Raw genomic sequence first — 14,139 nt, 5'->3', positions numbered from 1 at the left:
AAGGTTGTTTGTAGACACGTCGCGTTGGCCGTGTGCTGCGGGCGACGCCGATCCACCGGACCGGCGCGGAGCTCGCTTGCCGAAGCGCGTGTGCATTTATGAGCCTTCTCCCGACCGGCTACTGGCCTCGTTCAGGCCGGCGACCCGGCATGGGACAGGGAGAGCAGCTAGCTGGCCCATCTCGGTCCGAACCGCGCAGACGCGCAAGCGGCAGGCAGCCGAGGCTTTCCGGGATATAGGGCGGCCCTATCTCCGGGGCGATGGACGCTGACCGGGCGTGGTGCGAGGTTTATCTCGCTGACCAAGGGGCGATCTCGGACCTCGGGTGTCGAGCAGGCGCGCAACGCCGCTGTCTACCAAGCCTTCAAGCAGGATACGGCATGACGATTCGGAAAGTCGCGGTGATCGGGGTGGGGCAGATGGGCGGCCCGATGTCCCGCAACATTCTCAAGGCGGGTTTCGAGCTGACCGTCTGTGATCGCGACAAGGCGGCGCTGGCAACTTTCGCTGCGCTGGGCGCACGTTGCACGACGCGCGCGGCCGACTGCGCGGATTGCGATGTCGTGGCCGTGCTGGTTGCGACGCCGGCGCAGACGCGCTCCGTCTTGCTGGGGTCCGGCGGCGTGCTGGAAGGTATCGCCGGCAAGGCGCCGATCGTGGCCGTGATGGGGACCGTTGCGCCCAACGAGATGACCAGTCTCGGCGAGGCGCTGGAGGCGAAGGGCGTTGCACTGGTCGATGCGCCCATCAGTGGCGGGACGATGGGGGCGGAGGACGGAACGCTTGCCATCATGATCGGGGGCGCCCCGGAGGTGTTCGAGCGGCTGCGACCCTTGATGGAAAGCATGGGCAAGGCGATCTACCATTGCGGCTCGCTCGGAACCGGGCAGGTGACGAAGATCGTCAACAACATCGTTGGCGTGACGACACAGATGATCGCCGCCGAAGCCTACCGGATCTGCCTGGACAACGGGCTGAAGCTCGGCGACGTCATTCCTATCTACGAGGCGGGCACCGGCCGCAACTTCATCACGCGGGACGTCATGGACGTGATCCGCGCCTATACCTCATGGACTGGCCGCCGGCAGGATTTCGACAACCTGCAGGCGATCATGCGTAAGGACATCGGGCTGGCTCTGTCGATCGGAGAGACGTCGGGCCCGCTGCCGATGCTCCATGCCTTGCAAGCGGTGCTCGCAAGTGCTGGCGAAGAGACATATGAGAACTGGAGCCGCATTGCCGGCGCCGAAACCGCTTCGTCCTGACCCGCCGAGTTTGCGTACAATGATGCTGACGGAGAAATTGGGCCGCTGATTTGCGCGTGAGCAGGTGGTGCCCGCCGATCCCCGCGCGGCCACCTCTTTCTGCCAGACGAGGCGCGATGGACCCTTAACCAGCTGCGCATCAAGATCGGCTCAGGTGTCTGCGCTTGACCTGTGCGCAAACTGCCGAAAAGCGGAGCTTCTAGATGTCAGCAAAGGAGCCAAGTTCTGCCCTAAGGCCAGACGGCGAACTGACATGCCGGAAAGCGGACGTTCCGGGCGGCAGCTAAGGGCCATTAGCGACTGAGAATGGACAGTTCGCTTGCCCTTAACACGCACAGTCGCACGCCATTTTGCCGGGCCAATGATCGGCGAACCTGTTTGACCCGTCCGCCGGTGGCACTCGCACTACGGCTGTCGACCATGCTGAGACGAAATCGATCGGCGGCAAGCTCGATGATCTCGACGTTGCCGCTGCCATCCTCGCAAGCGACGGGAATCGCGTCGATACGGTCCAACATTTCTTTCGTGACGCCGAATGACGTGGTGCGCGGCCTACAGCTTTTGATGACGGCCAAACCGCCCCGCCACTTCACCTCATTGGAGCGATCGGAAAGCTTCTCTAGCTGAAGCAACGCTGCGATGGCCTTGCCCATGCGGTGGCCATAGGCGTTTCCTGCGGCTCCGGTTTCGCGGTTCTGCCCCATGTTTAACGCAGCCCCCGTTCCTCGGCTTTCCGCACCATGTCGTACGGCTCCACCCCGATCGCCCTCGCAATCGCGATGTACTCAGCCACATCGAGCCGCCGTTCCTCGGTCTCAAATTTCGACACGAAGGTCTGCCGCTGGCCGATGCGCGCAGCCAGTTCAACCTGCGTGATGCCGGCGTCCTTGCGCGCCTGGATCAGCGCTTGGAGCAGGGCCTTGTAAAGATCGGGTTGCGTTGAAGCCAAAGCCGGCGCCTGAAGCGGTGAAACCGGCCGCCCAATTCAACCCGAAATTCGAATACCCCAAAATCGGGTATTCGAGCATGCTGCGCCCCGAGGCGATGATTCGGGGGACGGGGCGTGAAGGAGCAGTACGTTGGCGACGTCAACGACTATCGGAAATACGCACTTCTGAGATTGCTTGCTCGATCAGGGACGAAGCTCGGTTTCTGCTGGATGCTGACGCCGAACGACGGACGCCGCGACGGCAGCAAGCTCGGGTATCTCGATCAGCCCAAGCAGGATCGTCATGATCATGAGCTGTTCGCGCTGCTGCGCCGTGTGCGGCACGAGCCCGATGCCCGTGGGCTGATCCTGATTGAAGGCAGCGAGATCCTGCCGGGGGCCGTGTTCGTCAACACGGTCATACCCGAGACGCTGTTCGAACGGCAGCTCTGGTTCAAGCAGGCGGGCGCGGCGTTGGCCGATACCGATTTGATCTTCTTCGACCCCGACAACGGCATCGAGGTCGGCTCGGTCGCCAAGGGGCGGCTCAATTCCTCGAAATATGTCTATCGCGACGAGCTGGCTGCAGCCTATCGTGCCGGTCATTCGCTGCTGGTCTACCAGCACTTCCAGCGCAGGGAGCGCGAGAGCTTCATTCGCGATGTCGCCGACGACCTCCGGCGTGGCGCTGTTGATGCCGAGATCTGGGCGATCCGGACCAGTCATGTCGTGTTCATGCTGGCGATCCAGCCACGGCACCGCGCCGCATTGTCGGCTGCCGCAGAACATGTCCGCGAAACCGCCGACCCGAGCTTTCTGAATGCAGAGCTAATCGCGTCTGCGAGCCCATGATTGTGCGCGGATTTTCCGCGTGTTTCCGTGCCGATTTTTGCCCGAGGAGCCTCCGATGAAACTCACCACCATTGCCGCCGCGCTGATCTGCGGCATCGCCCTGTCCGGCTGCGTCGGCCTCGTCGACGCCCAGTCGAAATGCTCTGCGCAGTCGGCTTCGTATCTGACTATGTGGGATTGCATTCGCGGTCGCGTCGCGGCTGGAACCGCCGGCCAAATGAACAACGACCTCGGCGTCCGTTATCTTGCGGTCGGTGATCTGCTGGCGCAGAGCGTGCGATCCGGCCAGATGAGCGATGCAGAGGCGAAGGCGCGGCTCGCGATCGAGTTGGAGCGGGGCAACAGCGAGTTCAATCGCCGTCAAGCGGCATCGTCGCCCAGCCTAACCCGCTGCACCAACAATAATGGCGTCGTGAACTGCTTGTCGTTTTGACACCCTGACACGACATTGTTCCGAAGCGAGCAGGTCGCGGACCTGCTCGCCAGGTGGCAGTTACAACTTACCCATAACGCCCTGAATCCATATGGCGTCGATCTCCTTCGCGGTCACGCCGACAACGACCTCGTGATTGCTGGTGCTCCGGTGCTTTTCCAAGCGACCGAGCAACCTCTGCTCCATCTGATACGCTTGCCGCGCGGTGTCCCATAAATGGAACCGGAATGGCGCATATTCGAGGCCACCCAAATCTGGCATAGCGGCGTGGTTGAATTGGACGGCGCGCTGCTTGTAATCGAAGGACCAGCCAATCTTGAAGGCGACGCGGCGCGCGCCCTTGATCTCCATCGCATAGGTATATGCGGGGGCACGGCGCATATGCATTACGCCGGTCCGCATCGAGGTCGCCGGTGGCGGCGAGCGCTTCGCGCCTCCGTGTTTGCGGGCAATCCTCTCCTGTGCCTGCGCGGTTGGCTGAAGCAACGGGGCTTCAATCCAATGCAACGCTCGCACGCGGGCTTCCTCTTCGGGAGTGAGCGGCACGATACCCTGCGCGGAATCCATGCTGAACTTGCGCGGAATAAGAGCGGACAGCAGCGGGCCGTCAGGAATCAACCAGGCGCGGCGGTTCATCAACCCCACAGGCCATTTGTATTCGCCATCGACGAAGTCTTGGTCCGTGGGCTGCAAATCATAGTCAAGCGACATCACCGGTTCGCTCGTCGGCTCCATGACGCCAAGAAGGCGCCCGCGTTGCTCCGGCTGGGTTGGCTCGCTCGTCGTACCTACCAGTAACACTTGATCTCCCAGCTTTAACTGTCGCAGTGCGTTTACTCGCCAGCCCGAAGTACTGAATTGCAGCGGCCCAACCGGCTCTCCGAACCCCCAAACTTTCGTGAGAAACATCGTCATAGTCGTCCCGCACCCCGTCGAGTGTTTGCCTGAATCTGTCGAGTATGCCCCCGCGGATTGGCAGCGTGCCATGATACATAAGCGGGAAGGTTCAGCGGCTGTCTGACGGGTCCCCTCGCGCTAGCTTCAACCCCGGATAGATGGGGGGAGTTGCGCAACATTTGTCCCCAGAGAGCCGGCGGCATGGTTCTACGGCAGTGGCTGGCGCGCCCTGCCTGCCGGGCTGGTCCCGCGCTGGGCCGGGGTACATACCCGCGCGGCCGCTGCCGGGTGAGCCGCTATAGCTATAGCCGCCGCGCAGCGCACCCGCCCTTCAGCCCTCCGCCTCGGCCTGCCGCAACAGCTCGCACGGGTCGATGCCGAGCGCGCGGGCGATGACGATGAACTCGGCGATGTCGATGTAGCGCGCCGGCCTCGTAGCGAAACACGAAACTGGTCGAGCTGCCGAGACGCTGGGCGAGCTGAGCCTGGGTGAGACGCTGCAATCGCCGCTCCGCGACGAGGCGGGCGACAATACGGTCGTGGAGGGCGCCGCGCATCAGAGCGAGGCGGGCTCGTCCACGGCGGCGATGACGTGCAGGTCGGTCTCGCAGATGCCCTCCGCCTCGATCGCCCAGAGTATCTCGTCGGCGTCGATCTCGGCGAGTTCGGCGGCCTGATCCAGCGTGACGATGGTCAGCACCTGGCTGCGCAGATCGATCAGGCGGTACTGGTCCATGGCGTCGTCTCCATCGTGTTCTGGAACGATCGAAACACGCTGAAACGTCGCAGATAATTTTCGGGGAGACGGGGTGATATTGCGTTCGACGCAGGATCGCGGCGGGCGCCAATAACGTCGGTGGCGACCCCAAATGATGACGGGGAGGGCGGCTCGTCACCATCCTCCCCGCTCATAGGCGCCCACACGCCCAAGCGCGTTCTACCTGGATTTCAGCGCGTTCTACCGGCCCGCGGTATAGGCCCGGTCGAGCGCTGCCACGGCCGCCTCACCGCCGCGAACCGCCTGGGTGTAGTGGCCGAGCGTCACGGTGGCGTTGGCGTGGCCGGCGAGCTTGGCGACGAGACCAACCTCGATGCCCTCGGCCTGCAGCGTCGAGATGAAGGAATGCCGCGCCGAATGCGGCGTGACATAGGGCAGGCCCAGCGTCTCGAACACCGGCTCCCAGTAGCGGCTGCGGTAGTTCTGATAGAGCAGCGGACCACCGCCGCCTTTCCGCTGCTGGTTCGGCCAGGGCTGAAGCCGGCCGGGACCGGGGAAGACCCGGTGCAGGGCCTTGCCCAGCCTCGGGCAGCGCACGCGCCATTCCAGCAGCAGCGCGCGCAACACCGCGCTCATGGGGATGTCGCGCGTGCCGGCCTCCGTCTTCGTCATGTTCGTCAGCGAGCCATCGCGCTCCTGGATGCGGCGAACGCGGACGACGTTCGCGTCGAAGTCCACATCTTCCCATAGCAGGCCAAGCTGCTCCGACGGCCGCGTGCCGGCGAGGAAAGGGAAGGCATAGTAGAGCCCATGCTCGGGATCGTTCCGGGCAGCCTCGACCACCTTCCCGATCTCGGCTGGCGTCAGGATGACCTTCTTCGCCTTCACCCGGTTGCGACCGAGACCTCGTGGCATCGACGGGGCTCGCACCCGGAAATCTTCCTCGTTCAAGGCGAGGATCGAGATCAGATGCGATTTCGCCCGGTTGGCCGTATACTGTCCCGACAGTGCGGTTAGCTCGCGATGCCAGGCGCGGATGCGGGCGGTGGTCAGCTCGCTCGTCTTGATCTCGCCAAGCATTGGCACCAGCCGACAGCCCTTCGGCAGCTTGCCGGAAGCGGAAGCCTTCCAGGCGAGCTTGTCCTTGGCCGAGCCGTCGAAATACGGCCCGCGAATGTGCTCCACGACGACCTTGTAGCCGGCGAGTGTGTTCGGCTTCACTTTGCCATCGCGATCGGCGAGCCAATGGTCGACCGCCTGCCCGACCGTCGGAGCCTTGCGCTCGTCGGCGTATGAATCCGACATCACCTTGGCGGTGAGATCATTCCGGCGGGCCTCGGCCGCTTTCAGGGTCTCGTAAAACTCCTGCCGACGGTCACCCGAGATCGGCTCGCGATAATTGAGCACATAGCGCAGCTGCTTCACGACCTCGCCGGACTTGAGTTTGCGGCGCCGGACCCGCTTGGTGATGTTGGTTCGGAACGTCATAGTGACCTCTGAGAACGAAAAAATGCTCAAAAAATCACGGCGAAGGAACCCGCACAATTAATCACCGGGCGCCGGATATCTTCAGAGCATTCGAATTGAAACCACAAGCGTAACCACGAAATTCACGGATACGCTCGGATGCCGTCTCGGCGAGGCCCGCGATACATCGCATTATTGCCTCGCCGAGGTTGAAATCGCAGCCGACGAGTGTAGCCAGTGCAGCCAGTGGCGCTGCCACACTGGCGGCGCGGTGCGCCGGCGGCGCCGCTATGGCCAACCCGGTGAAGGGGGGAAGGGTGGGCAGGCGGCGCCACGAGCTACACCAGTTACACTCGCCGGTCAGATCCTCGACTTCATCCCCGCAATGCCGCGCGGCCCGCTGTCGTCCATCTTCGCGGCGATGCCGTCCGGAACGAACGTGATTTCCACCTCCTGCCCGCGATTTTGGCGCGGCGGAAAGGTGATTATAACGCCGAGCGTAGCGAAGGCCGGGATGAGGCGTTTCAACTGGTTCGACAAATGCGCGGGTGTTCCAGGGACCCATTTTTCGACGCGGCGATCGTCCTTGCGAAGGACGTCGAGCAGCTCGCTGACACGTCCTCGATATCCATCGCCTAGGCGAGCGGCGCGGACCTCCTGGACGATTTCGATGATGGCGAGCACGAGCGGATCGCCCAGCGCGCGATCGATCATGGTTTCATGCTGATCGTCGATCATGGCGGCGTGGACAGTGCCGGGCTTAAAGCCAAGCGCTTTCTCGGCTGCGATAGCCCAATGGGCCGCATCTGCCATGCGAACGCCTGTGGGGGGCGGAATCTCTTCTATGCCCGCCAAAGCGGCGCTGGCGGCGTCAAGCAATTCGCCCAGCACGTCCGGAAGCAGCTTCTCCAGCTCATCGCCAAGCTGCTTTTCCGTCAGCCGTTTCTCGTTCGGCATTTTCGGCAGATGCAGTTGGATCGAGCGTTCCAGTAGATCGGGCCGATCGGCAAACTGGCCGATCCCATTCAGGAGCACCGGGCGGCAGACGAGGAATGTCCGCAGCTCGTTGTCGGTGTAATATCTGCGCGTGCTGAAGCCCGATGCCGTTGCTATGGCGCAAAGGCTATCCGAAATTTCCCACCGCACGCTCGACGCGTTGTCGAACAGCAGCAGGAAATTCTCGGAGGCTATGATCATCAGCTCATGTTCGTTCTTCGGCAGCCGGCCCTTCGGCACCGCGTTCGGGTCGACAATGCGCCGAATCACGGTGGATAGCGCGCTCTTGCCGCTGCCCTGCACACCTTCGACGATCAGAAACATGTAGGGTCCATTGGGCCGCATGCAGTTCATCAGGAAGATGATGAACAGGACGGCGTTCCGCCCCTCCAGCCCGAGCAACTTCGTAAGCCGGTTCAGCCCTTTGCCTGTGCCAGGACGCGGCATCGCGCCAAAGCCCGACGGGCGACGAAAGCGGACGTGCTCGGCTCGACCGATCGTCCATCCGGAGCGTTTGACCAGGATCCGGTCTGCGTTCGGCCAGCCGGGGTCCAGTACCAGCTGATCGTTGTCCCTCGCCCAACGCAGGTGGATAGAGACCGGCGACAGGGTGTGCAGAGCGTTCGCCTCCAAATTGTCGAGGAGTTCTGTCAACGGCTCATGCTTGAGCGGCTTGCCGGTGGCGCGCAGCACCATCAGGCGGAAGAACGCCTTGCTCGGCGTCGACCTGAGCTGGTGATAGATGACGCCACCGGCTGTCTGCGGGATGCCAACGAAGACTTCGCCATTCTGGTCCGCGACGGCTTCGATGCCGTTGCGCTGAACCTCCTTGAGAGCGATCGCCGACTGCGATTGCGGCGTCCTGGCGGGCTTGTCGAAATCCTTCGACAGAGCTCCAGAAACCATTCGCTCCACTTCGTCGAGGGTGTTGCCCTCGTAGTTGACCGGGAGCACTGCCGCGATGATCGCCTTTATCCGATCCACGTCCTGGGTGAAGGGTACGATCCGAGCGATGATATCAAGCGCCGGAAGGTGCGTTCCGCGTCCACGCATGATTGCGAGTATTTGCTCTGATCCGAAAAGGATATCGAGCATGGCGAGCGGGATTTTTCGTTGTGCGCGCAGTTGCATCGTCAGTCCTCGATCAGAGGCAGGCTGGTGTAGTCGACATCAAGCAAGCTCGATCCGACCCAGGTGTAAGGGTTGCCATTGGGGTGTATCGTCGGCGGCAGAACGCAGAACTTCCTGTCGACGAGCAGTTCGCCGACTTTCACAGTCTGATCGCCGGACTTGATTGCGAAGTTGCGATTGGGCTTCTCAGCGGCCACTCTGACGAAATAAACGATTCCTCGGGCTCCTACCCGCCCGCTAGGCGGATCCATGAGGGCTGCTTTAGCGAGCCGGATGAAACGATCGTCATCAATGTCGAGTGCGCCAAGACGGGAGCCATCGGGAAAGAGCGAGCCCATCGCGACGCCGATGCCCAGCTCTGCGTAGTCATGGAGCCACCGCCGGAGTATTTCCGGCGGGATTTCGGCATCTGGCAGCTGCCAATTCTTCATTGGCGGCCGCTTTTCGCCGAGCACGACCGGGCGGGGCCAGAACCCCGCATCCCGGTATGCCGAGGCATTTTCGCCGAAGATGTTGTTGCCGGCGGCGGTCATGTCCGACCTCCGCGCAGCACGACCTTAACGAGCAGTTCCAACTGAACCGCGGCATCACGGGGCTCAATGCTCTTCAGCCAGCCCTGCGCTACCGCCAAGCGGTCGACCATCGCGCCCGGTTGGCCGGGCGGGATCAGGAACGGGTCTTCGTCATCGTGCGTATCGAAGGGCGGCTCGATGATGTCCGACATTACTCGCCCCCCTTCTTCGACGCCTCGATCACGGCCAGGACGTCCGAGAGGCGGACGAGCTTCCGGGAGCTGAACGGCTGGAAGTAGGGAATCAAGCCGCGCTTCGCGGCACGTTGAAGCTGCCAGTACTTGGCGCCGATCAGGTCGGCAGCTTCTTTGAGCGTGTAGAGCTTATTTTCGGGCTGCATGGCTTCGCCTCATTGAGGGCGAAGCTGCGACCGTTGACCGGAAGGCACGGATACGCCTCATCGCCCAAGTGGTGGGAAATGAAGCGACCTCGAACCTTCACCCAGTGTCTTAACTCAAGGGCCCCTATGTCCCTCATACCAGACCTGGTCACGTGTAAGTCGCAACACCGTTATCCCGGTGGCGGCGCGGCTTGTCAATTCAGCTTCCGCACACGCGCGGGCGCGTAGCTGCCGCCCGTCGGGTACGCGGGTATGCACGCCTGGGGCGTCACGGGGATATTACGGCAGTACGGTTTCGTGCTCTCACGGCCCGGTTTCGAGATCCGGATCGCTCGGTAGGGGCGCGAACGGATCGACCTCCGGAAAGAGCTTCTTCTCCCGCAACCAATCGCCAAATTTGCCGGGGTTTACGGCGCGCTCGATGGAGGCAAGGCGTTTGCGAGCCCACTCCAACATGCGCTTCGTTTCCGGATCGTCGATCGGCGAGGCCCAATCGATCCAAGCACTGAGGTCGCGGGCTTTAGCTTGGAGCTGAACAATCTCCGTAATCAGGGCGTCTCGCTCATCCTCGCGCTTGCGACGCTGCTCGGCCAACCTCCGATTTTCGTCAGCGCGAATCGAAAGCAGACGTTCCCGCTCCCGCTCGATTTTCCGTAACCTGTCGGCTTCTAGGCGTTCCTCGAACGCGATGACGATGTCATCAATCTGATCTTCGAGGGAGAATGTCTTGCGGTCTTGCCAGTCGAGACGGCTCCCGTGGCTGCCCCACAGCGACATTGATAGCTTAAGTGTGTCAGTCAGCAGGAAATCAAATTCGGGATACGCCTTGTTCCAGTACCAGCTGTAATTTTCTCCTCCCGCGCGGAGCCGGCGCGCCTCCTGGTGCAACTCGTAATCAGTGGGGACGTGCTTCACCTTGGCTACCTTCTCCGACAGCTTGAAGTCGACCGACTCTTCGCCGCGGGTAGCCGTGAACCATTGCCGTGAGAGTTTGATGCCGACGCCGCGCGTCTCGAGGTCACGGAAGATCTTGTCGAGCACGAAGATGGCGCGTTCGACCGAAGGAAGGCCAATCGACGTGTAGGGGATCTTTTCGCCGCCGATGATAACTACGCCATGGTCGTCAGGCTTCGTTGCCCGAAGTTCTTTCGTTACGGCGACCAGGGCGTGATGCGGCTGGACGACCTTGACCCACTCGACACCTTTCGGCCGGGTCTTCTTGGGGAGTTCGCGCTTGGGCGCTGCTGGCGGGCTAACTGGTGCCGGCTTAGCGATGGGAAGTGGTGCGATCGGTTTACTGCCGCTAAAGGCGATCACCTCAAAAGTTGCGTCCATCGTCGTTGTGAAGATGGCCTGCTTGGCCTTCCTTCCCGCACCTCTGTCGCGCCAGAATGCGCTCGTCGGCAAAGGCACGCGGTGATTTTCGCAGATCTGCCGAACCTGCCATTCAGAGATACCAAGATGCGCCGCAACCTGCGGCATCTCATGCGACCAGATCAGGTCATAGAGCTGACGGCGGGTCAGGTGAGAAGGCATAGGTGCACCGAATGGCAGCAGACGATTCGCTGCCAGCGTGCCGCCTCAATCGGACTTTCGCGAGACCGGAAAACTCCGCGGTTACCTCGCGGTTGCAGTCTCACGGGTCCACGTTATTTCACGGCCGTGCGGCGACTTCACGCTAGTCCATTTAATGTAATTTGCAACGGAGCGACACACGCGCATTCCAATTGACAGGCGCGAACGGTAGTGGAATATAAGAACACTACAGTAAATCGCTTGCCAAGGTTGGGGTCGAGGGTTCGAATCCCTTCGCCCGCTCCAGACAATCTCAGGACTTGGGAAGCATGCAAGCGTCGGATCTTCCGGCGCTTTTTGCTTTTTGGGGCCTTATGCCGGAATTCTCGGGCTGCCATCAGCTTTCAAACGCAAGAGGGCGCCGATCGGCGCCCTCCGCATCTGCATGCGATGCTTCTTTACCTGCCTCAGGTCAATTCCGCGCCGCGCTTCTCTGGAATGAGGAGCCACATGGCGATAAGGTCGAGGAGATAGAGGGTGGCCAGCAGCGCTATGGCGGTCTGGAACCCGTAGGCGGCGGCGATCGCACCGACGACGACCGGACCAAAGCCGCCGACACCGCGCCCGATGTTGAACAGCACGTTCTGGGCGGTGGCGCGCGCCGCCGTCGGGAAGAGTTCGCTGATCAGTGCGCCATAGCCGCCGAGCATGCCGTTGACGAAGAAGCCCATCACCGCGCCGCCGACGAGCAACTGCATCGGGTCGGTCAGCCGCGAATAGACGAGCACCATCACTGCGGCGCCGATCATGTAGCCGAAGAAGGCCGGGCGGCGGCCGATCCGGTCGGCGATATGGCCGAAGGCGAAGATGCCGAGCGCCATGCCGCCGATGGTCACCGCGGTCCATACCGCCGACTGGGTCAGCGCGAAGCCGAACCGCGTGGCGAGGTAGTTCGGCAGCCAGATCATCACGCCGTAATAGCCGAAGTTCTGGACCGAGCAGAGGATGACCATGCCGAGGCTGAGCTTCGTGGTCTCGCGATCCTTGACCAGCAGGCGCAGCGCCGATTCCTTCGGCCGGTCCTTGGAGCGGGCCACGAAGACCTCGGGCTCATGCAGGGAGTGGCGGATGAAATAGGCCGCGACCGCTGGCAGGATGCCGATGGCGAACATGCCGCGCCAGCCGATCGAGGGCAGCAGCAGCGGTGTGGCGAGCGCGGCAGCGAGCACGCCGACCTGCCAGCCAAGCCCGACATAGGAGGAGGCGCGCGCGCGTTTCGAGGCCGGCCAGGCCTCGGCGACCAGCGCCATGCCGATGCCGAACTCGCCGCCGAGGCCGAGGCCCGCGATGGTGCGGTAGAGCAGCAGGTCCCAGTAGCCCTGCGCCAGGGCGCACATGCCGGTGAAGACGGCGAAGAGGACGATGGTCCAGGTCAGGACCCGGACGCGGCCGATCCGATCCGAGAGCATGCCGAAGCCGATGCCGCCGAGCACGGCGCCGACCAGCGTCGCGGTGACCAGCGAGGCGGCCTGTGCCTGGCTGAGCTGCAGATCGGCCGAGATCGCGCGCAGCATGAAGCCGAGGATCAGCAGGTCGAACCCGTCCATCGCATAGCCGATCGCCGCGCCCCAGAGGGCCTTGCGGGCCTTGCTGTCGACTTCCGTCGGCGCCGATGGCGTTGCCGCCATTCGCAGTTCACTCATGATACAAGCCCTTGATGCTGCTCCGGCCAAGCCCTACGGAGCGACGATGCCGACATGGCATCGTCCAAATTCGGATCTTTTCGCATCTCATGGGGCCTGAGCCGGCGCAACGATCGCCCGTGAGTCAGCCTGTGGATGCCGAGGGAAACACTGCAACGGTCGTTTTTCGGCAACGCCGCGGCCAACTTGCCGCCTGAGCAGCGGTTGGAGGCGCGGGTGCTGCCGAACACGGCTGCTGGCCGTGGTGAAAATCGCCCTGCGGAGGGATTGACCTGTCCGGCGAGGGCGATCAGAAGAGGCCGTTTGCCAATTCGACCAGCCCCTGAGCCCTTGCCGTATCCCGGCGAGCGGCCCTGCTCAGCCCGGAGACACCGCGCCATGTCCAACCTGTTCACCCCCACCGACAGGGCCGTGATCGCGCGCGAAGCGGCCAAGATGCTGCTCGAAATCAAGGCCGTGCACTTCTACAGCGACAAGCCGTTCGTTTTCACCTCCGGCTGGGCGAGCCCGGTCTATATCGACTGCCGCAAGATCATCTCCTACCCGCGCCTGCGCTCGACGCTGATCGATTTCGCGGCGACGACGATCGTGCGCGACATCGGCTACGAGTCGCTCGACATCATTGCCGGCGGCGAGACGGCAGGCATCCCCTTCGCCGCCTGGATCTCCGACCGCCTGTCGCTGCCGATGCAGTATGTCCGCAAGAAGCCGAAGGGCTTTGGACGGAATGCCCAGATCGAGGGTTCGGTCGTCGAGGGCGCGCGCACGCTTCTGGTCGAGGATCTCGCCACCGACGGCCGCAGCAAGGTCAATTTCGCCGAGGCGCTGCGCAATGCCGGCGCCGATGTGCAGCATTGCTTCGTGCTATTCTACTACGACATCTTCCCGAACAGCCGCGAGCTGATGGCCGAGATCGGCATCAACCTGCATTATCTCACGACCTGGTGGGACGTGCTCGCCGTGGCCAAGGATAGCGGCCATTTCGAGCCGAGGATCCTGGGCGAAGTCGAGAGCTTCCTGAACGATCCGGCGAGCTGGTCGGCCAAGCATGGCGGCATCTCCGCCTTCGGCGAGGAAAAGAAGCCGGCCTGAGGCCTAGCTTCGAGCCTGGGTGTCATACGTTTCCATAAGTCGTAGAGTGTCTTCCCGTGCGCGCTGCGGCACGTGAGTGCTGCTGCGCAGACACGGGACCGCACGACGAGAAGGCACCCTTCAAGCGAAAGGGCGCCTCCCTGCATGAGAAGGCGCCCCTTCCTGAAAACGGTCCCGTGTCTGCGCAGCGGCATTCCACGCCGCAGCGCGCACGGGATGACGCCCTTCAA

Annotated in this window: 15 protein-coding genes; 4 read left to right on the top strand and 11 right to left on the bottom strand. The window is 62.7% G+C overall.

Going from position 1 to position 14,139, the window contains the following annotated elements:
- The first annotated feature begins 260 nt into the window (after positions 1–260).
- Positions 261–1,265, top strand: coding sequence for an NAD(P)-dependent oxidoreductase (locus tag ACODTJ_RS08245; protein ID WP_488848108.1), 1,005 nt, complete (start codon positions 261–263; stop codon positions 1,263–1,265).
- 293 nt (positions 1,266–1,558) lie between these two features.
- Here ACODTJ_RS08245 and ACODTJ_RS08240 read toward each other — a convergent pair whose 3' ends face one another.
- The gene (locus tag ACODTJ_RS08240) at positions 1,559–1,969 is read right to left on the bottom strand and encodes a hypothetical protein (RefSeq protein ID WP_488848106.1); all 411 of its coding nucleotides are present in this window, start codon (positions 1,967–1,969) and stop codon (positions 1,559–1,561) included.
- Between the two features lie 2 nt (positions 1,970–1,971).
- A complete protein-coding gene (locus tag ACODTJ_RS08235; RefSeq protein ID WP_488848104.1) occupies positions 1,972–2,214 on the bottom strand; it encodes a helix-turn-helix domain-containing protein in 243 nt (80 codons plus the stop codon).
- 114 nt (positions 2,215–2,328) lie between these two features.
- On the opposite strand from ACODTJ_RS08235, the gene ACODTJ_RS08230 reads away from it, so the two are divergent.
- Together ACODTJ_RS08230 and ACODTJ_RS08225 are read left to right on the top strand one after the other, a co-directional pair.
- The gene (locus ACODTJ_RS08230; protein WP_488848101.1) at positions 2,329–3,045 is read left to right on the top strand and encodes a hypothetical protein; all 717 of its coding nucleotides are present in this window, start codon (positions 2,329–2,331) and stop codon (positions 3,043–3,045) included.
- A 55-nt stretch (positions 3,046–3,100) separates the two neighbouring features.
- Positions 3,101–3,478, top strand: a complete 378-nt coding sequence (locus tag ACODTJ_RS08225; RefSeq protein WP_488848099.1) for a hypothetical protein — start codon at positions 3,101–3,103, stop codon at positions 3,476–3,478.
- A gap of 60 nt (positions 3,479–3,538) precedes the next feature.
- Here ACODTJ_RS08225 and ACODTJ_RS08220 read toward each other — a convergent pair whose 3' ends face one another.
- The 9 genes from ACODTJ_RS08220 to ACODTJ_RS08180 all read right to left on the bottom strand — a co-directional run bounded on the left by ACODTJ_RS08220 (position 3,539) and on the right by ACODTJ_RS08180 (position 12,817).
- The gene (locus ACODTJ_RS08220; RefSeq protein WP_488848097.1) at positions 3,539–4,393 is read right to left on the bottom strand and encodes a hypothetical protein; all 855 of its coding nucleotides are present in this window, start codon (positions 4,391–4,393) and stop codon (positions 3,539–3,541) included.
- 538 nt (positions 4,394–4,931) lie between these two features.
- Complete coding sequence (locus ACODTJ_RS08215) at positions 4,932–5,111, bottom strand: hypothetical protein (RefSeq protein ID WP_488848096.1); 180 nt, start codon at positions 5,109–5,111, stop codon at positions 4,932–4,934.
- Between the two features lie 222 nt (positions 5,112–5,333).
- Complete coding sequence (locus ACODTJ_RS08210) at positions 5,334–6,581, bottom strand: site-specific integrase (RefSeq protein ID WP_488848094.1); 1,248 nt, start codon at positions 6,579–6,581, stop codon at positions 5,334–5,336.
- Positions 6,582–6,920: 339 nt separating this feature from the next.
- Entirely contained in the window at positions 6,921–8,687 is a 1,767-nt protein-coding gene (locus tag ACODTJ_RS08205; protein WP_488848093.1) for a hypothetical protein, read from the bottom strand.
- Positions 8,688–8,689: 2 nt separating this feature from the next.
- On the bottom strand, positions 8,690–9,220 hold the full coding sequence (locus ACODTJ_RS08200; RefSeq protein WP_488848091.1) for a bifunctional DNA primase/polymerase: 531 nt from the start codon (positions 9,218–9,220) through the stop codon (positions 8,690–8,692).
- Entirely contained in the window at positions 9,217–9,411 is a 195-nt protein-coding gene (locus tag ACODTJ_RS08195; protein ID WP_488848089.1) for a hypothetical protein, read from the bottom strand. Before ACODTJ_RS08195 ends, ACODTJ_RS08200 begins: the two co-directional genes overlap by 4 nt.
- Positions 9,411–9,599, bottom strand: a complete 189-nt coding sequence (locus tag ACODTJ_RS08190; protein ID WP_488848086.1) for a hypothetical protein — start codon at positions 9,597–9,599, stop codon at positions 9,411–9,413. The genes ACODTJ_RS08195 and ACODTJ_RS08190 overlap by 1 nt, the downstream gene beginning before the upstream one ends.
- Positions 9,600–9,902: 303 nt before the next feature.
- Positions 9,903–11,135 carry a hypothetical protein gene (locus ACODTJ_RS08185; RefSeq protein WP_488848084.1) on the bottom strand — a complete coding sequence of 411 codons (1,233 nt, stop codon included), beginning with the start codon at positions 11,133–11,135 and terminating at the stop codon, positions 9,903–9,905.
- A gap of 446 nt (positions 11,136–11,581) precedes the next feature.
- Complete coding sequence (locus ACODTJ_RS08180; protein WP_454654652.1) at positions 11,582–12,817, bottom strand: MFS transporter; 1,236 nt, start codon at positions 12,815–12,817, stop codon at positions 11,582–11,584.
- A gap of 378 nt (positions 12,818–13,195) precedes the next feature.
- Between ACODTJ_RS08180 and ACODTJ_RS08175 the strand changes: the two genes are divergently transcribed.
- On the top strand, positions 13,196–13,909 hold the full coding sequence (locus ACODTJ_RS08175; protein ID WP_454654653.1) for an orotate phosphoribosyltransferase: 714 nt from the start codon (positions 13,196–13,198) through the stop codon (positions 13,907–13,909).
- Positions 13,910–14,139 lie beyond the last annotated feature (230 nt).

It is taken from the genome of Allobosea sp. FG18 (genome assembly GCF_057809495.1).
Note: the sequence above shows the minus strand (reverse complement) of the source record. Positions and strands in the feature narration are given on the sequence as shown.